Raw genomic sequence first — 18,351 nt, 5'->3', positions numbered from 1 at the left:
CGTGAATAGTCATTTGTATTAATAAAGAGAGTCCTGTCTGCGTACAGGACTCTCTTTATTTTATGTTGAGCATATGAATAAGGGCGGATGTAAATTGTTGTTATGGATTAGTGCTTACTTTCATAAGTAGTGAAACGGTCCGGGGATGCCTGTACCTCTGTGCCGTCGGAGAAGCGCACCGTCTTTATAGAATTGCTCATATTGTACACCACATAAGTTTTATGTCCATTCTTATTAAATACAGCGTATAGAGGGTAGTCCGACGTGATGCTTAAATCTTGAGTACCTAGACTATTAAGCGTCTGAATCCAGTGATACGTATTCGCTTTCGAATTACCTGGCTCAGGAATCATAGAAGCAGCCTGAGTGTTGAATTGTTTTATCGCTTCTTCCGGATCTGAAATCGCCAAGTACATCATGATGAGATCATTCCACGTCGTAAACTCAGTTCCATTGTTCTCTTTAACCATAGTTGCGTAGTTCTGGGCCGCATAATCAGGATGCTGTGTAAGATAGAGGGAGGACCCTGTGATAGGAAGCCAGTTAACACCATGAACTTCAGCTGGATTTGCTGTCCACATGGTGGAATCTCCCGTAGTTTTGCCACCCCAGATGATACTTCCACTTGAGCGGGTGAATGCTTGAGGGTAATTGGTACCCTCAGTGTCGAACCAGTATTCATTAATGGCATTCATCTCTGTTGTATACAAATATATTCCTAAGTCTCTTGTATCGATATCTCCAGTTACTTCTCCCCACAGAATAAGAGCAGCCCAAGCATTCATAGATTCCGAAGAGGAGCTGTTGTTATTTCCGTCATTAAATTTCCCATGTCCTGATGACCAAGAATGACCAGCATAGGGATCAAATTGGCGAAGATATGGAAACATAGGATCATTCCTGTCATGGCTCGCGATATCTCGGATCAGGAGATCGATCATCGGTCCGTAATGACTATCTTCGGCCCAGCTTTTGTCTTTACGAGCCAGCTCTGCCGCTGCCTTAAGGAAATACCCATAATGCGCTTGATGGTCGCTGAGCTCCCTGTCTGTACCGTAACTTGCAGGATAACCGATGAGTGATCCCCACACATTGTTATAATAGAACAATTCGGATTGCTTAACATTGCCGTATTCATCACTTGCGGTTAACCAGCTCTCCAGACGAGATTTAATCTCATCATAGAACTTGTCCGCGGATGCCGTATCTCCAATCTGTTCAGCGATTGGTGCCAAGGTTGCTAGCTTACCAAGTCTTTTGCCGATGGAATAGGAGTCTGGAGCACCATAGTAATCTTCGCCTGCAGCTTCTTCAATGTACTTTGCCAATGGGGCCCGATCATAGATGCCCTTATCATCTGGTAGGGAAGGGAGGACTCCGTTGAATTTCATCGTTGTTACAAAAGAATTTCCCTCGCCTGTTTTCATTGTTCCGCGAACAGATGGATAGGTATACGGAAGATTAGCATTAGAGGAGTGCTTCCACTGATGAGGATACATGGCGAAAATCGTGCCATTGCTTAATCCTTCCTTTGCTTCTGTCTTATATGTATAGGTCGTGGTAATTTCACCTGTTGCTGTATCGTAATCCCAGTTTGCTTCGGTGTCTGTAACATGCGAATACGCATACTTCTTGAACTTTTCAAGCGTCTCAGGCTTGTTGTCTGGCAGTGCCGCAATCGAGAAGTAATTCTTGCCATTCAATGAATTGGTGAGCTTGGGAGTGCCAATGCCTCTCCATGTACTGCCTGATGGACCAAAGAGTCCATAATGTGCTCCATTTATGCTAACCCCAAGTATCGGACTGGAGGAATTGCCATACCAGATCTTAGGGGAGGATTCAAATGATATGTAAGGATTTCCGTTGTTATAAGTAAAAAATACATAAGGTGATCCATGTCCATAAGTTACCTGCATTGAAGTGGATTCAAAACTATATTTGGCTCTTACGAACCAATCATTATACCCATCTACTTTGGCATCAGGGAATGACTCTGTTTCGGAGTGACCAACTGTAAAGTCACCTGAGGATGTCATTGACCCAGAGATCGCATGAGTGTCTGATACAATTCGAGGGCTCGGATTATAAACCCGAAAGCCCGAGGGCTCGTTTTTAACAGCTAATGGATGCGGGTACTGCGCTTCAGAGTAAGAGTTCCAAGCTAGACTGCTCCACCATTTATTCGTTGGCATCTTGCCTGTTACATTTGCAGTTCTGTAGATATCAGCCTGTGCATCCACAGCGGCGTGGGGTAGAACATGACTATAAGATCCTTCCCCAGCGTAGGTCTCTCCAGTAAAAGCATCTGCCGGTGTAGTTAAAGATAATCCTACCATTACACCTATTGCAGCGTTAATCCAGCGTTTGTGTTTCATATGAACCTCCCTTGAATGATTCCGAGTAAATCGGTGATAATAATTGAAATTTCAAGAAAATATGAACCTGATTGGAAAGAGCTGTACAAGGGTTATGTAACATGATACTATCTTGTTTCTGACTGTTTATTAGGAGACAAGCGTAAGGAGCGAACTTCATGAGTCAACATCACACATATTCTAATACCCGAATCAGGTGGTTTTGGATCATTTCCATTGTTTCATTAATCGCTTTTGTAGCCATATCCTTATTGGTAATATCGGAAAAAGTAGTTAGTTTCGACAGTTTCTTTATAAAGCTGGTTCGTGGATTTGAGCAGCCTTCCTTAACATGGGTTGCTAAGGGATTCACCTATCTCGGCTCTAATATCCCGATTGTTATTATTTGTCTGGCGATTGTTATATGGATGTACAAAGTACTGCATCTTCGAAGAGAAGTGATGTTTTTTGCTGTTGTGATATTGGGTTCTGCTATGATAAACGTTATATTAAAAAACATGTTTAGACGTATTAGACCTGACATAAACCGTCTGATTGATATTACAGGATATAGCTTTCCGAGCGGCCATTCGATGGCAGCATTTACAATGTACGGTATATTGACATACTTGCTGTGGAAAAGCTTTCATACGACTTCTCGCAGAAACCTGGTTGTGTTATTATTTAGTGTCATCATTTTGTGCATTGGACTTAGTCGAATTTATCTAGGTGTTCATTATCCAAGTGATGTACTTGGTGGTTATTTGGCAAGCTGTGCTTGGCTGATGTTCTCCATTGGAGTGTACGAGGTTCGGCGGAAGTAGAATTGTATAATATTGCAACGCATAGGGTAATTAGTTCGTATATGAGATGTTTCATAGAAAATAAATGGTGCGTACCCCCATTATACATGATTAGTGGGTAAGAAAATATTATAAGGAGGGCTGCCAGTGGCCTTTGGTGCAAGAATGTTAAAGACGGGCTTAGCTGTAACTTTAGCCCTCTATCTGACGATGCTGCTAGGGATTTCATCACCGGTCGGAGCTGCAATTGCAGCGATTTTTGCCATGCAGCCTTCAATTTATCGGTCCTGGAAGTATTTCCTTGATCAGCTTCAGACAAGTACGCTAGGTGCGGGGCTTGCGATGCTTGGTGGTTACTTTTTAACGAATCAGCCGATTGCGGTAGGGCTCGTGTGTATTTTAGTGATTATGATCTGTATTAAACTCAATATGGGCGAGACCATAGGTTTAACACTCGTTACAGTTATTTCTGTTATGGAAGCGTCCGGACAATGGGACTTTGCCTTCAATCGATTTTTTCTAACGCTGATTGGTATTGTTTCTGCATTTCTAATCAATATTATAGTTTTCCCACCAAAGCCGAGAGAACAGTATTTTAAACAAATTAATAATGTGTTTGATAAAATGTCGTTATTATTGCGTACAGCGATTTCACATGAGATTAAGGATACCGTGTACCGTGATGAGATGAACAGCTTAGAAGGAACCATTAAATCCTTAGCTGACAAATATAATTTGTTCGAGGAAGAGCAAAAGAAGCTGAAGAGGGCGAAATATAGCCATTCTAGGCAGCTCGTCGTGTATAAGCACTTATTAGTTTCTCTTCAAAAGGGATATGAAGTACTTAATGCTGTGGAGAATCATTATTTTCAGGCAAATCGTACAGAGAAGATTGATGAGCAGTTTGATGCACATCTTGAACAACTGATTAAATTTCATGAACACATTCTTTGGAAATTCGAAGACAAGTTGAAGCCTAATGAGGATGAGGCAGAAATTATGGCTGAGCAGAATCAAGCATTTATGGATCAAGTGATCTGTGGCGCTGGCTCTGAACCAGGAGGATTTCGGATGACCGTTGTGGCTGCCGCCATGTATGATTATGGCCACACATTAGAGCGTCTAAATCGAGTTGCGGATCACATTAGCCGCTTCGTAGAGAAAAAGGATAACGTTGGGGGCATACTAGCATGGCTTAAAAAATAAATGAAGATGCTCTTCAAAATGTAAACAGGCTGACATATGGTGCAGCCTGTTTACATTTAAAGGGAAGTATCGTATGAATTTATTTTTTTAGACATAAAAAAACCGGCTAGATTAGCCGACTTCTGGGTATTCATATTGATTATTGTAATATAGACTGTTACAATAAATCTTGGTCTGATTCTTTTGTTTACATTCGAACAGAATTAATATATTTCAATTCTAGCACAGATCAAATCCATTGTCAACTAAAAATAGGGGGGTGAAGAAATGGCGATCAGCGATCAGGACTGGAAGGATGAACAAGCGCGGGTCACGGAAGTCACAGACAAAATTGGCCGAAAAATTACGCAACTTGAGGCAGATGTAGGCTTAGTCCGCGGTGATGTCATTGAGATGCGTAAAGAATTCTGGGATGAAGTGACTGTCAATTTTAGCAATCCCGATGATTTGGGGGAGACGTCAACCAATCTTCGACAGCAATCACAGGTGCTTTCAGAAAGAGAGAGATCCCACCTGCAGTCCAGTAAAGCATTGAAAAAGTATAAAAGACTTGTTTATTCACCCTATTTTGGTCGAATTGATTTTCGAGAAGAAGGAACGAGTCAGGTTGAGCCGATTTATCTTGGGACTGGATCTTTCATGGACTCAGATTCAGACACTTTTCTTGTCTATGACTGGCGTGCTCCGATTTCCAGTCTATATTATGATGGATCTCCAGGAATAACTCAGTATGAGACCCCGTCAGGCACTGTTTCCGGAGAGATGAGCTTGAAGCGCCAATTTGTTATCCATGATCGTGTCATTGAAGTTCTCTTCGATACGGGGGTGACGATTGGGGATGAACTGCTTCAGCAAGTGCTAAGTCATAGCGCTGATGATCGCATGAAGAGCATTGTGGCAACGATTCAAAGAGAACAAAATGCTGTGATACGAAATGATAAGATGCGGATGATGATCGTACAAGGAGCTGCGGGTAGCGGCAAAACATCAGCAGCTTTACAGAGGGTTGCGTATTTACTGTATAAATACAGAGAGGTGTTAAGTGCAGATCAGATGATATTGTTCTCACCCAACCCACTCTTTAACAGTTATGTATCAACCGTTCTCCCTGAGCTCGGGGAAGACAATATGCAGCAGACAACTTTCCAATCTTATCTGGAGCATCGTCTTGGCAGAGAATTTGAGTTAGAAGATGTGTTTACCCAGACAGAAGTCTTACTGAATGCTCCTGATACACCGGCACATCGTGCCCGTTTAGAGGGAATCACATATAAATCCTCAGTACCTTATCTTGATGTTATCCGTTCCTATAAAGATTTATTGGAGCGGGAAGGTATGATGTTTAGACCGATCGTTTTCCAAGGTAAAGTGATTGTTAGCGGCGATGAGATGGTTCAGCATTTTTATAGCTATGACTCAGCAGTGAAGCTTGCTGGCAGACTCGAATTAATGAAGGAATGGATTCTTAAACGTCTGTCAGATTTTGCACATGAAGAGCGGAAAGAGCCGTGGGTTGAAGACCAGATCGAATTGATGGACCCAGATGATTATCACCGGGCGTTCCAGACGCTTCGCCGCAAGCAGAAGAAGAAAGAAGTTAGTTTTAATGATTTTGATAAGGAAAGAGAACTGCTGGGTCGGATGGTGGTGAGCAATCGGCTCAAGCCTATAAGACGTTGGGTGAAGCGATATCGATTTGTCGATGTTAAAGGTTTATATCGTAAGCTATTTGCAGATGAACGATTATTCCGTCGTTTAGCCGGAAATGATGCTATCTTGCCTGATTCATGGAGTGAAGTGTGCAGTCAAACTATGCAAATGATTCAGAATAAAGAGTTATTTTATGAAGATGCAACTCCCTTTCTTTATTTGAAAGAACTTCTTCAAGGTTTCCGTACGAATACAGTTATTCGGCATGTTATTGTCGATGAAGTGCAGGATTACTCTGCTTTTCAGCTGGAGTTTCTAAAGCGACTATTTCCTCGTGCTAAGATGACTGTTTTAGGAGACCTGAACCAAGCCATTTATGCTCATGGTGAAGCGCTAGGTAGCCTGGAGAATCTGGTTAGTCTATATGGAGAGGAAGAGACTGAAGTTATTTCATTGACTCGAAGCTATCGGTCGACCTATGAGATTGTTGATTTCACTCGAAAAATGATTCCAGGAGGCGAAGTGATCGTACCCTTTAATCGACCTGGTGAGGAGCCTCGTGTCATCCCTGTAGATACCGAATCAGAACTAACCGAGTCTGTTATATCTGATATTCGTAATCTTCATGAGAAGGGATACCATTATGTTGCGGTCATATGTAAGACAGAGGCCGAAAGTCTCCGTGTTCACAAACAGTTATCTGCTGAAATTCCTGTAAGGTTGATTACAAAAAGCACCCCTGCATTTGAGAAAGGAACTTTGGTTGTTCCAGCATACTTGGCAAAAGGTGTAGAGTTTGATGCCGTGATCATCTATAACGGTTCGAATGAAGTGTATAACAAAGAGAGTGAACGGAAATTGTTCTATACGGCATGCACGCGTGCAATGCATGAACTTCATATTTACCATTTAGGTGAGAAGAGTCGCTTTCTTCCTCGTGATTAAAGATAGAAGATGACCTAAATCAGTATTGAATATTAAAGAAATCGTTCCTTTAATGGTTGCTGGATTCTCCAGTAAATAAAGGGCGGTTTCTTTTTTTTGTGACAGCTACAACTATTCATTTTCGCCGGAATAATGTCGAAAATAATAAGTGGTCTCAAATACATTACTGAGGGATAGGTGCTTTCACCGATGAAAATCAAAACAAAAATGTTAATCTCCGCAATCATTATGTCAACGGTTATCATGATCATGATCCTGAGTGCATTTATTTCATCTCATAATACGCAGAAGAAGTTTACAACCATTATTGATGTAGACCAGCAGATCGTTCATCATTTAAATGAGATGGAGCTCTACTTTACCGGAATGGCAAATGATGAAAGAGGATTTTTGCTTACAGGAGATACATCATATATAGACTCTCTAAATCAGAAGAGAGAGTTGTTTATTCAGTTAGGTGAAGCGACAAGACCATTGGTGACAGCAAGTCCTAATGATTTGAAGATGTTAGATGATATAGAGTCTGGATTCATTACATATAATACTGCTGTGGATATGGTCTTGAAGAAGGCGGGTATGGATAAGCAGGGAGTTGTGCTCGCTTCATATAGCGAATACCATGATGAGTTTCAGAAAGAAAGAGAGATTCGCAAATCATTTGCTCCTGTTATTTCGAACTTTGTAAATCAAAAATATGCACATATAGAAGAGCGTAAAGAAGCAATCAATACACGTGCTAGTCACCGAAATAGTATTATTTTGGGGATTGGTATTATCGCTGTCCTCTATTTTTGGTTGAGCAATTTAATGCTCGTTTGTTCAATACAACCGCTGAACCGGATGCGTGAACAGCTACTCACGATTGCAGAAGGGGGTGGGGACCTCGTGACACGTCTGGACGTGCGTTCGAACAATGAGATCAAGGGTGTTGCAGATGCTTACAATAAGTTGATTGAGGGATTCCGGAATCTTGTTATGCAGGTGCAGAAGGCAGCGGATCAGGTGGCAGATTCTACGACTATGCTTAAGTCTAGCGCTGAAGAAATTCACCAAGCGACACAACATACTTCTGGCATTATGGAGGAGCTTGCCGCTGGAGTTGAGAATCAACTCAAAGATTCGGAAGCTACATCAGCGGTCGTTAATGAAATGGCTCAAGGAATGAATCAGATTTCAAAATCTGCCCAAACTACTGCAGAACTCTCGCAAAAGACGAATCAACTTGCTGGGGAAGGAGATTTAGCGATAGTCCATACCCTTCAGGAGATGAAGAATATAAGAACCATTGTAACGAAATCAGCTGAGGCAGTTCAACGATTGGGTCGCAAAGCTGAAAGTATTGGGGCCATGGGTGACGTGATAACAAATGTTGCGACGCAAACAGGGTTACTTTCCTTGAATGCTTCCATTGAGGCCGCCCGGGCTGGGGAACATGGACGAGGATTTGCTGTTGTAGCCTCTGAAGTGAAAAAACTTGCAGAACAGACATCTGCATCATCAGATGAAATTAGTCAATTTGTGAAGCAGATTCAGCTGGACATCCAGGATATGACGATAATTATGGAAGAAGGATTAAGGTCCGTAACGGATGGGATGGAAGTTGCGACTGGAGCTAAAGATGCATTTATGAAGATTGAGCAGTCGATAGGACAACTTAACGACAAGATCACCGAAGTAAGTTCGGGTACGGAACAGCTAAACTATGGAGCAGCTGGAATTGTAACCTCGATCAGTCGAATTACAGAGATTACGGAGACAACGGCAGCTGGCTCTCAAAGCGTAAGTGCTGCAACAGAGGAGCAGCTCGCTTCTATGGAGGAAGTTACTGTTAGTGTACAGACCCTTCATGAGTTATCAGCTCATCTTAAGAAGTTAATGTCTGGATTTAAAGTGTAACAAGCCACCTTTTTGTCATGCATATTATGGGCAAATGAACCCACAATATAAGCAGACGTAAATGATGTTAAAGGTGGTCTTCTCGTGGAAAATAAGAAGTGGGATCTGGTTGCCCTTGCATCCATACCGTTAATTATGACACTCGGCAACTCCATGCTGATTCCTATTCTTCCTCAAATCTCTAAAGAACTGGGTATTAGTTCATTAATGGTCAGTATGCTGATTACGGTTTATGCAGTTGTTGCTATACTGCTTATTCCTATCGCGGGATATCTTTCGGATCGATATGGCCGTAAAAAGATCATCATTCCAAGCTTAATCATTGCTGCCGTGGGCGGAGGGGTTTCGGCTGTTGCTGCCTGGATGATGGATGGAATGGGAGCATACAGCGTGATTTTGGCGGGAAGATTGCTTCAGGGTATAGGGGCTGCTGGAGCTTTTCCAATCGTTATTCCACTTGTCGGTGATATGTTTAAAGAGGAAGAAGAAGTTAGCAAAAGTCTTGGAATAATAGAGACCTCCAATACGTTCGGTAAGGTAATCAGTCCAATTCTTGGAGCTTATCTCGGAAGTTTAGTTTGGTTTTTACCGTTTATCGCGATTCCTGCATTGTGTTTAATTTCTATTCTTTTAGTTGTTTTTCTTGTGAAGCCTCCGAAGCTTAAAGAAAATAAACAATCCATCCGTGAATTTTTGAAGACGACAAAAGAAGTGCTCCATGAAAAAGGACGATGGCTGTATGCGATTTTTGCAATCGGCGGCATAGCGATGTTTGGTGTATTTGGTGTGTTGTTTTATTTATCAGAGACATTAGAGTCAACATACCAGCTAAAAGGAGTTATGAAAGGACTAGTATTAGCAATACCTCTTGCGGCATTATGTTTGGCATCATTTCTCGCTGGAAAGTTTATTGGGGATAATAAGGTAGGAATGAAATGGACAGCTTTCGTGGGAATGACATTATTGACAGTAGCTCTAATTATTACGGGGTTCAGTGATGAGATTTACTTTGTTGTTGGTTTCATGACTTTGGGAAGCATTGGTATCGGTCTCGCCCTTCCAAGCATGGACACCTTGCTCACGCAAGGAGTGGAGAAAGAGCAACGTGGTACGATTACATCATTATATAGCAGTATGCGATTTATTGGTGTTTCACTTGGGCCTCCCGTTGTTTCTCTCCTGCTCGGAGCTAATCATTGGGTTTTGTTCAGCGTATTAGCGGCAGTTTCAGCTATAGGTGCCCTCCTTACCTTCTTTGCAGTTAAACCTGAGGAGAAGAAAAAAGAGGGGGATAAAGGAAATGATCTACACAAAATGGCATTTAAAAAGCAAAAGCAGTCTGCATTAGGAAACAAAAACCTTGCCCGTAAATAGGCAAGGTTTTTGTTTGTGTAATCTATCCGGTGCAAAGTAAAGGCTTCATAACGCAGATCTGATGTTAATGCCTTTTGTTTAAGTTTAGATAGATGAGGTAGAATCAGTTTTTCTCCGAGAAGCCGATTTACTGATCAGAGCTACGGCATAAATAATGACTACTAAAAGGACGGCAATGGCAGAATAACGGTACATGATCGTATAACTTGAGAACCGCGCTATAGTACCTAGAACCATAGCGCCGATAGCGACACCAAAGTCGAGTGAGTTCAGGAAGGTACCATTTGCCATCCCGCGTTGTTGAGGTGGAACCTCCTGAATCATCCAAGTTTGAAGTGATGGCTGCATAGATCCGAACCCAAGACCATAACACAGTGCAGATAGAAGTAGGCCGCTTGTAGTTGTTGCATACGTAAGAAGTACTAATCCCGCAGCCATGAATAGTGCTCCTGGGATGAGAATAGCTTTATGTCCATAGCGATCATATAGTCTTCCAGATACAGGCCGAATAAGAATAATGGCTAGGGCGTTGAACAAGAAGAAATATTGAGGATTGGATAGATTAACCTCTTTTCCGTACAATGCCAAGAAGCTGAGGAGTCCACCGTAAGTGATGGATGTCAGAAAATTCAACACTGCTGGGAGAAGGAGACGGCGCATGACTTTACTCTTCTTGCCATCTTGAATTGTTGCTGGCGCAGGCTCTTTATGTTGTCTTGGTGTTCTTGAAGTCAGTAGAAATGCTAACGGAAAGATAAGAATATTAATGGCTGATGTTATAAAGACAAGTGGAGTGAAACCACCACCTTGAAGTAAAGTCAATCCAATCATCGGACCAATGGACATGGCTAGTGTCGTTGATAACCCGAAGTATCCCATACCTTCGCCTAGTCGTTTTGCCGGAATAATATCCGAGGCCATGGTTGGAAAGGATGTACTGGTCATACCAAAGCCGAGGCCGAATAATACACGCATGAGCAGCAGAAAACCAATGCTGGATGCAGCGTAATATCCCAGTATGGCAAGTAAGGAAATGAACAATCCGATATAAAGAAGCTGACGTCGTTTTCCTTTTTCAAGGGCCTTACTCGAGAACAATCTCGAGGCGATAGCACTGAATGCGAATAAGCTGGTAATTAAGCTTACCTGAGTTGGACTGGCCCCGAACGCTTCTTTTGCATAAGCGGGAAGTGTGGTTAACAGCATCTGAAGTGTAAGGAATAGAAAGAGGTTACTTACAGTTAGTGTTATAAATTCTTTGGTCCATAGCTTGTTATTATGTTCATGGTTCATGAAGTATCAAATCTCCTGTTATGTTTATTTCGCTTCGAGGTTCGCATTCATTCGGGAGAGGATATCCTTAAATATCTTCAGCTCACTCGGATCAATGCCTTCGGAAATCTGATGACTGCATTCATGCTCGATGGGAGTAGTAATTGCGAGTAGATCTTCACCAGCTTCAGTAACGTGAAGCAGAAAGGCTCTGCGGTCTTGAGGGGAAACCTCTCTCCAAATAAGTCCTTTTTTTGCTAATAAATCGAGTATTCTAGTCGTAGTAGGCTGATCTTTATCTGCTCTTGTTGCAACTTCTTTTTGATTAAGTCCTTCACTGAGCGCAATCTGATTGAGAACAGACCACTGTTCAGGTGTAATATCAAAAGGTTTTAATTTACTCATGAATAGGTTTGAGGCTCGGCGATATGTATATCCAAGCTGAAAACCGATGGAATGATTGTCTTCAGGTACCTTCAAGAAATACACCAGCTTTCATTAAAATATAAATAGTTGTCTAGACAATTATATGTTAAACAAGTTAATGTGGTCAATAACCTGTGCATAATAATGATGATTAGAAACTTTGGATTAAGAGAGATATGTCCTAGGTTAAGCGCATTGTAGTTATTTATAATTTTGGTATTAAAAATATTGGAGGGGGAAGACAAGCTTGGGAGAAAGTAAACGCAAAAATCCGTCAGATCAGGGTACACATCGTAATAAATCAGTACAAAAAACAGCTTCTCGTAACAAGACCTATATAGGGATCATCATCAGTCTTATTGTTATTGCGGCGATGACTGCCTTGATCGTAATGAATAATAAATCTGAAGTGGAGTATCCTGATTTATCGAAAGTACAAGCAGGTGATATACCTGAAGATTTTGATGTTCAGAACCAGCCTGTCTTAGGTGATGTGAATGCTCCGATTCAGATCGTAGAATTTTCAGATTATAAATGTCCTTATTGTAAGATTTGGACTGAGGAAGTATTTCCTAGATTAAAATCGGAGTATATCGATACTGGAAAAGCCAATTTTGTATATGTTGATATGGCATTTCTCGCTCCGGATTCCGTCATGGCTGCATTAGCGGGAGAGACACTATACCAGATGAATCCCGAATACTTCTGGACTTACCACGAGCTTATGACTGAGCAGCAGGGTGACAAGCATACGGAATGGGCGACTTACTCTTTCATTACGAAATTGGTTGAGAAGGAAATGCCAGAAGTGCCGCTCGAGCAGTTTAAAGCGGACTTGAAGTCAGAGAAATATATACAGAATGTAAAGCGCGATTTGGATATTGCCGATAAACAAGGTGTGAATGGCACCCCAACCATTTTCGTAAATGGAGTGAAATTTGAAGAGCCGAACTTTGAAGATATAAAAGCATTTATTGATCAAAACACCAAGTGAACTTAGTCTAACAATCCAGGTACTGCAGAGTGCATGGATTGTTTTTTTTTCTCAAAAATCGCTCTCGATTGATTGCGCTTACAAGGTTTTGTGGATCAGATGTGGAATATGGAAAGTAGAGAATGAATAACGTACGATATATTCTTCTCTTATTAAACACAGCCTTAACACTTGAAGGCTATGATAGAACGTATAAATTCTTAAAGACAATTCAGGAGGAATCCAAAAATGACTCAAATCATCAACTTCGCACACCGAGGTGCTTCGGCTGTTTGCCCAGAGAATACGATGGTGGCTTTTCGTAAGGCATTGGAGCTAGGCGCAACGGGAATTGAAACCGATGTCCAGATGGCGAAGGATGGAAAGCTTGTTCTCATTCATGATGAATCGGTAAATCGTACAACGAATGGACAAGGATGGGTTAAAGATTATACATTTGATGAAATTCAGCAGCTCGATGCGGGATCTTGGTTTCAAGAATCATTCCGTGGGGAGCATCTTCCATCTCTTGAGGAACTACTTCTGCTAACAAAGGATAAAGAAACAATCATCAATATCGAACTAAAGAATGGAATTATTCAATATCCTGAATTAGAGGAGCGGGTTATCGCTACCATTCGTAGCTTCGGGATGGAGGATCGGATTGTCATATCCAGCTTTAATCATTACTCCCTTGTAAAATGCAAGTCGATTGCCCCAGAAATTCGCACAGGTATTCTGTACATGGAGGGGCTCTATGAGCCATGGGAATACGCTAAGACGGTTTCGGCAGATGCACTGCATGCGAATAAGTATGCGGTCCTGCCAGAATGGATAGAAGAAGCGAAGGCAAACGGCATAGTGTATCACCCTTTTACCGTAAATGATTCTGAGGAAATGAAGCGTCTGATTGTAGCTAAAGTGGCAGGTATTATTACCGACCATCCAGACCGGCTACACCACTTGCTTCAGATCGAAGGAGCGTAAATAAGTGAAAAAAACGTGGCTGCTCGGTTTTGGTTTTTTCAGTATCAGTATTACTTGGGCCTTATATAATGCGTTTGTACCTTTTTTCCTAGAAGGTTACATCTCTAGCGTGGCAATGATCGGTTTTGTAATGACCATTGATAATTATTTTGCTCTGTTCTTACAGCCATGGATAGGTAGCAAAAGTGATCGGACGCATACGAGGTTCGGGAGACGTATGCCGTTCCTGCTTATCGGAATGCCACTCGGTGCTTTATTTACAGCCTTCATACCGTTCCATACTGGGATATGTACATTAATATTGTTCATGATGCTGATGAATCTTGCGATGAGCCTCTACCGCTCACCAACCGTAGCGCTTATGCCTGATATCACGGCTGAGAAGAACAGAACTCGAGCTAACGGAATTATTAACTTTATGGGGGGACTTGGTTCGATTCTGGCTTTCGGTGTCGGGTCAATACTGTATAAAGCCAATCCATCCTTTCCATTTATAGCAGCTGCGTGTGTTACGCTCATTTCATTATTTATATTGTTGCGGTTTATTCAAGAAAGGCGTGATGCGCCTGGTTATGCGGCCCAGACTGCCGAAATGAAGACGAAAGTTTCATTAAAAGGGCAGTTAGATCGTACAACGATTTTTTTACTGGCTGCGATTTTCTTTTGGTTTGTAGGTTATCAAGGTGTAGAAACGTTGTTCACTTTATATGGCAAAAATGAGATGGGGTTAACGGAATCAGAAGCTTCCTTCTCGTTGACATTCTTCTCTCTGGCCTTCGTGCTTTTCGCCATTCCAAGCGGATTGCTTGGCAGTAAGTTTGGGAAGAAACGAGTTATTCTTACGGGCGTTACTGGATTATTTGTTGTTTTTGCACTCGTTCCATTCATTAATTCCCTGCTTGTGCTGCGGATTTTATTGATCATTGGGGGACTATTCTGGGCATGCATTAATATTAATTCCTATCCGTTCATCGTATCGACAGGCTCTGAGAAGAGTATCGGGACACGTACTGGCTTGTACTATCTTGTGTCTTCGTTAGCAGCTATTTCCTCTCCACCATTGCTTGGACAGCTTATTGATGTATTCGGCTACTCGATCTTATTCTACTGTGCAGCAGGCAGTATGCTTGTCGCTTTATTCTGTGTATCTATGATTCGTCATCCGGAAACAATGAGTCGTTCAAAGCCAAATGCGACACTTCATCCATGATGAATTCGTAAGCTCATCACTAATCGTTTTTAACGTATAAAACGATAGTTGGATTCCACATGGATATTTAGACGGAAAGTTTGTACTTCTATGCTGGTAATTGTTTAAATATTACGAAACTCTTGGTACAATAGCGAAAGTTAAAGATTTAGAGGAGGCGTAATATGACACACAAGATAAGAGTGGGGATTGTAGGATACGGAAATTTGGGCCGCGGGGTTGAAAAAGCCCTTAAGCAAAATGCCGATTTCGAGTTAAAGGCTGTATTTTCTCGTCGGGATCCACAGGGTGTTTCCTCTGAGGCTACAGCAGTACACATATCTGAACTAGATAACTATAAAGAACAAATTGATGTCTTAATTCTTTGCGGTGGTTCAGCAACAGATTTACCGGAACAAGGTCCAGCTTTGGCAGGAAAGTTCCATACGGTAGATAGCTTTGATACCCATGCCAAGATCCCTGCTTACTATGAGAGTGTAGATGCAGCTGCTCGTGAAGGTGGCAAGGTTAGCGTCATCTCCACGGGTTGGGATCCAGGCCTGTTCTCTTTGAACAGATTGCTTGCAGAAGCAGTGCTTCCAGAAGGTAATGAGTATACTTTCTGGGGTAAAGGCGTAAGCCAAGGACACTCTGATGCGATCCGTCGCGTTGCTGGTGTTAAGAACGGTGTACAATACACCATTCCTCGTGAAGAGGCGATTCAGCGTGTTCGTAATGGTGAGAACCCTGAACTAAGTACGCGTGATAAGCACCTACGTGAATGCTTCATCGTAGCTGAGGAAGGTGCAGATACAGCAGCAATCGAGACTGAAATCAAAGAAATGCCGAACTACTTCGCTGACTATGATACTGTGGTGAACTTTATCAGTGAGGAAGATATGAAACGAGATCACTCCTCGATGCCACATGGTGGTATGGTTCTTCGCAGTGGCCGGACGGGCGAGAATAATACACAGATTATTGAATTCGGCCTGACACTGGACAGTAATCCTGAGTTTACTGCAAGCGTGCTTGTTGCTTATGCTCGTGCTGCTTATAAGCTTGGACAAGCTGGCGATGCTGGAGCGAAAACCGTGTTTGATATTCCATTTGGCATGCTTTCTCCTCATTCACCTGCTGAACTTCGTAAGAGACTTTTGTAATACACGCTATATAACGAAGTAAGGCAAGCTCGTGCCCACCTAATGGGTACGGGCTTTTTTTTGCAATTAAAGACTCAGATTCATTCGTGACGAAATGAACTTGCAGAGGACCATAAAGAAACTCATAATGGAAAGGGTGAAATGGAAATTAGCCTTTGAAGCTATAATCATAGGAGGAACCGTTGTGCAGCTGCTAGCGATGCTAACCATGCTCATTGATCATGTTGGACTTGTCTTTTTTCCAGAGCAAGAGATATGGAGAATTATAGGGCGAATCGCCTTTCCATTGTATGTTTACGCCTTAGTTCAAGGGTATACCCGTACATCATCAAGATCTCGGTACATCATGCGACTTGGTGTCATTGCGTTGTTATCACAGATACCTTATCAATTAGCGCTAGACTCCTCAGGTTTAAATGTGGTTGTGTCTCTTCTAGCTGGTGTATTCGTGCTTCTGATATTAGATCGCACTGAATCTATGCTAATTTCCGTTCTGATTGTAGCTGTGGCAAGTTTTGTCATGGATTTCATTCCTTTTGATTATGGAGCTTATGGTCTATTGTTAATCTTGATTTTCCGGTACGCACCGCTACATTTGCTGGTTTGGTGGCATTTCTTGTTAAATATTCTCTTCTTGTTCTTAAACGGTTGGGTTCTACAATTGTGGAGCATCCTGCCGACAGTTATTTTCGTATATGGTGACGTATTATGGAGACGATTAGAATTGCTCCGTGTTCGTTCCTGGGTATGGAGATCGTTTTATCCGGTTCATTTGTCACTGCTGGCTATTTTGCAATGGTGGAAGTACTAATCAAAATGGTTAACGGAGGGTGATTCAATGGAGGCATCCTCACGGCAGACAAAGATCCGGAGTTGTTTGAGCTTGAGCCGAAAGATATTCATCTGATTATTAGGCTTTAAATACAAGGTTTATACATAAGGAGAGGTTTGAATGCTTTGGTTTGGGATCGTGGTATGTGTACTGATGTTGGGCATTTCGGGTTACTTGGCTTATCGAAATTCAAAATTGATTGCCGAGAAGAAGCAGGGAGCATACATTTCAGTGCCTCCAGCTGAATATACAGTTTATATGACAAAAGTATTTACGGAAGAGGACCGAAGGACCATGGTACCGCTGGGCTCTTTAGAGTATCATGATCTGAATGGAATGATGAGGGTAATCTTATGCCGAGTTACAGATGAAGACCGTGGTGATTTGAAGTTAGAAGAGGCGGGAAGTATTCTCATAAATCACATACAACAATCCCTTCATAAAGGAACATTTAGAACTTATCACACCGAAGAAGGCTCTTTACAAGGTCAAGCGGAAATGCTAATGGCAGACCGGATTGCTCAAGTTGTCGGTAGTGAGCTGCAACTCACACATACTAATACCAAATAAAAAGCTGCTGAAAAAACACAGATTGAAGTTCGGGTCAAACGGCCCTTTGCTGGGGTAATGAAGGAAAAAGGCCGAAAGGAGATTTTCCGAATGAAAACTGTAATGATCGGAAACACAAGGATCTCCGTCTTATCAGGTGATATTACAACTTGGAAGGGCGATGTAATCGTTAATGCAGCAAATTCCGGCCTATTGGGCGGAAATGGTGTTGACGGCGCCATCCACAGAGCTGGTGGGCCTGAGATTATGGAGCAGTGTAAAGAAATACGTAAGCTCCAGGGAGGTTGTCCTCCAGGTCATGCGGTTATAACAGGTGCTGGAAATTTGGATGTGAAGCACGTTATTCATACCGTCGGTCCTATTTGGGAAGGAGGAGGACGTGGTGAAGCGTTAACCCTCGCGGATTGTTATCGTAGCAGCTTACAGCTGGCAATTGAAGTAGGCGCGCGCACCATTGCTTTCCCCAATATCAGCACCGGTATTTATGGGTATCCCAAATCTCCAGCTTGTGACGTTGCATTGAAAGCGGTATCTGAATTTCTGCAAGTCGAACCGCTGGACCATCGGATTGAGCAGATTGATTTTGTATGTTTTGAAATGGATAATGTTAAATTATATATGCGTTGGCTTGAACGTTTTGAATAACATGGTCGTTATGATTATCGGGGCTAGCCAAGGCAGCCCCGTTTATATTTTAGGAATAAATAAGGA

At 42.1% G+C, this 18,351-nt stretch carries 15 protein-coding genes; 12 read left to right on the top strand and 3 right to left on the bottom strand.

The genetic code is table 11. The features are described from left to right. Window positions 1–107 precede the first annotated feature (107 nt). Window positions 108–2,375: a glycosyl hydrolase gene (locus tag ACK8P5_RS16790; RefSeq protein ID WP_422657406.1), complete on the bottom strand. Its 2,268-nt coding sequence runs from the start codon at window positions 2,373–2,375 to the stop codon at window positions 108–110. Between the two features lie 158 nt (window positions 2,376–2,533). Here ACK8P5_RS16790 and ACK8P5_RS16785 point away from each other — a divergent pair, with 158 nt between their 5' ends. The 5 genes from ACK8P5_RS16785 (at window position 2,534) to ACK8P5_RS16765 (ending at window position 10,228) form a co-directional block, all read left to right on the top strand. After that, window positions 2,534–3,178 carry a phosphatase PAP2 family protein gene (locus tag ACK8P5_RS16785; protein ID WP_422657405.1) on the top strand — a complete coding sequence of 215 codons (645 nt, stop codon included), beginning with the start codon at window positions 2,534–2,536 and terminating at the stop codon, window positions 3,176–3,178. Window positions 3,179–3,304: 126 nt separating this feature from the next. Then, entirely contained in the window at window positions 3,305–4,363 is a 1,059-nt protein-coding gene (locus ACK8P5_RS16780) for an aromatic acid exporter family protein (protein WP_422657404.1), read from the top strand. A 267-nt stretch (window positions 4,364–4,630) separates the two neighbouring features. Next, window positions 4,631–6,958 carry an RNA polymerase recycling motor HelD gene (gene helD / locus ACK8P5_RS16775; protein ID WP_422657403.1) on the top strand — a complete coding sequence of 776 codons (2,328 nt, stop codon included), beginning with the start codon at window positions 4,631–4,633 and terminating at the stop codon, window positions 6,956–6,958. Between the two features lie 189 nt (window positions 6,959–7,147). After that, window positions 7,148–8,854, top strand: coding sequence for a methyl-accepting chemotaxis protein (locus ACK8P5_RS16770; protein WP_422657402.1), 1,707 nt, complete (start codon window positions 7,148–7,150; stop codon window positions 8,852–8,854). A gap of 84 nt (window positions 8,855–8,938) precedes the next feature. Continuing rightward, on the top strand, window positions 8,939–10,228 hold the full coding sequence (locus ACK8P5_RS16765) for an MFS transporter (protein ID WP_422657401.1): 1,290 nt from the start codon (window positions 8,939–8,941) through the stop codon (window positions 10,226–10,228). A gap of 84 nt (window positions 10,229–10,312) precedes the next feature. Here ACK8P5_RS16765 and ACK8P5_RS16760 read toward each other — a convergent pair whose 3' ends face one another. Both ACK8P5_RS16760 and ACK8P5_RS16755 read right to left on the bottom strand, forming a co-directional pair. Next, window positions 10,313–11,521 (bottom strand): MFS transporter, encoded by a 1,209-nt coding sequence (locus ACK8P5_RS16760; protein ID WP_422657400.1) that lies wholly within the window; start codon window positions 11,519–11,521, stop codon window positions 10,313–10,315. A 24-nt stretch (window positions 11,522–11,545) separates the two neighbouring features. Beyond that, on the bottom strand, window positions 11,546–11,905 hold the full coding sequence (locus tag ACK8P5_RS16755; protein WP_422657399.1) for a MarR family winged helix-turn-helix transcriptional regulator: 360 nt from the start codon (window positions 11,903–11,905) through the stop codon (window positions 11,546–11,548). A 268-nt stretch (window positions 11,906–12,173) separates the two neighbouring features. Here ACK8P5_RS16755 and ACK8P5_RS16750 point away from each other — a divergent pair, with 268 nt between their 5' ends. The 7 genes from ACK8P5_RS16750 (at window position 12,174) to ACK8P5_RS16720 (ending at window position 18,285) form a co-directional block, all read left to right on the top strand. Further along, the gene (locus tag ACK8P5_RS16750; protein ID WP_422657398.1) at window positions 12,174–12,920 is read left to right on the top strand and encodes a DsbA family protein; all 747 of its coding nucleotides are present in this window, start codon (window positions 12,174–12,176) and stop codon (window positions 12,918–12,920) included. A 228-nt stretch (window positions 12,921–13,148) separates the two neighbouring features. Next, window positions 13,149–13,886, top strand: coding sequence for a glycerophosphodiester phosphodiesterase (locus tag ACK8P5_RS16745; RefSeq protein WP_422657397.1), 738 nt, complete (start codon window positions 13,149–13,151; stop codon window positions 13,884–13,886). A gap of 4 nt (window positions 13,887–13,890) precedes the next feature. Continuing rightward, window positions 13,891–15,096: an SLC45 family MFS transporter gene (locus tag ACK8P5_RS16740; RefSeq protein WP_422657396.1), complete on the top strand. Its 1,206-nt coding sequence runs from the start codon at window positions 13,891–13,893 to the stop codon at window positions 15,094–15,096. A 164-nt stretch (window positions 15,097–15,260) separates the two neighbouring features. Further along, window positions 15,261–16,238: a diaminopimelate dehydrogenase gene (locus tag ACK8P5_RS16735; protein WP_422657395.1), complete on the top strand. Its 978-nt coding sequence runs from the start codon at window positions 15,261–15,263 to the stop codon at window positions 16,236–16,238. Between the two features lie 184 nt (window positions 16,239–16,422). Next, on the top strand, window positions 16,423–17,049 hold the full coding sequence (locus ACK8P5_RS16730) for a TraX family protein (RefSeq protein WP_422657394.1): 627 nt from the start codon (window positions 16,423–16,425) through the stop codon (window positions 17,047–17,049). A 141-nt stretch (window positions 17,050–17,190) separates the two neighbouring features. Then, window positions 17,191–17,640, top strand: coding sequence for a hypothetical protein (locus ACK8P5_RS16725; RefSeq protein WP_422657393.1), 450 nt, complete (start codon window positions 17,191–17,193; stop codon window positions 17,638–17,640). A 90-nt stretch (window positions 17,641–17,730) separates the two neighbouring features. After that, window positions 17,731–18,285 carry an O-acetyl-ADP-ribose deacetylase gene (locus ACK8P5_RS16720; RefSeq protein WP_422657392.1) on the top strand — a complete coding sequence of 185 codons (555 nt, stop codon included), beginning with the start codon at window positions 17,731–17,733 and terminating at the stop codon, window positions 18,283–18,285. Window positions 18,286–18,351: the final 66 nt, after the last annotated feature.

Origin of the sequence: Paenibacillus sp. EC2-1 (genome assembly GCF_049311625.1) — a bacterium.
Lineage (GTDB): Bacteria > Bacillota > Bacilli > Paenibacillales > Paenibacillaceae > Paenibacillus_AQ.
Note: the sequence above shows the minus strand (reverse complement) of the source record. Positions and strands in the feature narration are given on the sequence as shown.

What these genes read in the sequence shown, in the direction of transcription:
- ACK8P5_RS16790 (WP_422657406.1), bottom strand. Translation starts at nt 2,375, where the DNA reads ATGAAACACAAACGCTGGATTAACGCTGCAATAGGTGTAATGGTAGGA.
- ACK8P5_RS16785 (WP_422657405.1), top strand. Translation starts at nt 2,534, where the DNA reads ATGAGTCAACATCACACATATTCTAATACCCGAATCAGGTGGTTTTGG.
- helD (WP_422657403.1), top strand. Translation starts at nt 4,631, where the DNA reads ATGGCGATCAGCGATCAGGACTGGAAGGATGAACAAGCGCGGGTCACG.
- ACK8P5_RS16770 (WP_422657402.1), top strand. Translation starts at nt 7,148, where the DNA reads ATGAAAATCAAAACAAAAATGTTAATCTCCGCAATCATTATGTCAACG.
- ACK8P5_RS16760 (WP_422657400.1), bottom strand. Translation starts at nt 11,521, where the DNA reads ATGAACCATGAACATAATAACAAGCTATGGACCAAAGAATTTATAACA.
- ACK8P5_RS16755 (WP_422657399.1), bottom strand. Translation starts at nt 11,905, where the DNA reads ATGAGTAAATTAAAACCTTTTGATATTACACCTGAACAGTGGTCTGTT.
- ACK8P5_RS16745 (WP_422657397.1), top strand. Translation starts at nt 13,149, where the DNA reads ATGACTCAAATCATCAACTTCGCACACCGAGGTGCTTCGGCTGTTTGC.
- ACK8P5_RS16735 (WP_422657395.1), top strand. Translation starts at nt 15,261, where the DNA reads ATGACACACAAGATAAGAGTGGGGATTGTAGGATACGGAAATTTGGGC.
- ACK8P5_RS16725 (WP_422657393.1), top strand. Translation starts at nt 17,191, where the DNA reads ATGCTTTGGTTTGGGATCGTGGTATGTGTACTGATGTTGGGCATTTCG.
- ACK8P5_RS16720 (WP_422657392.1), top strand. Translation starts at nt 17,731, where the DNA reads ATGAAAACTGTAATGATCGGAAACACAAGGATCTCCGTCTTATCAGGT.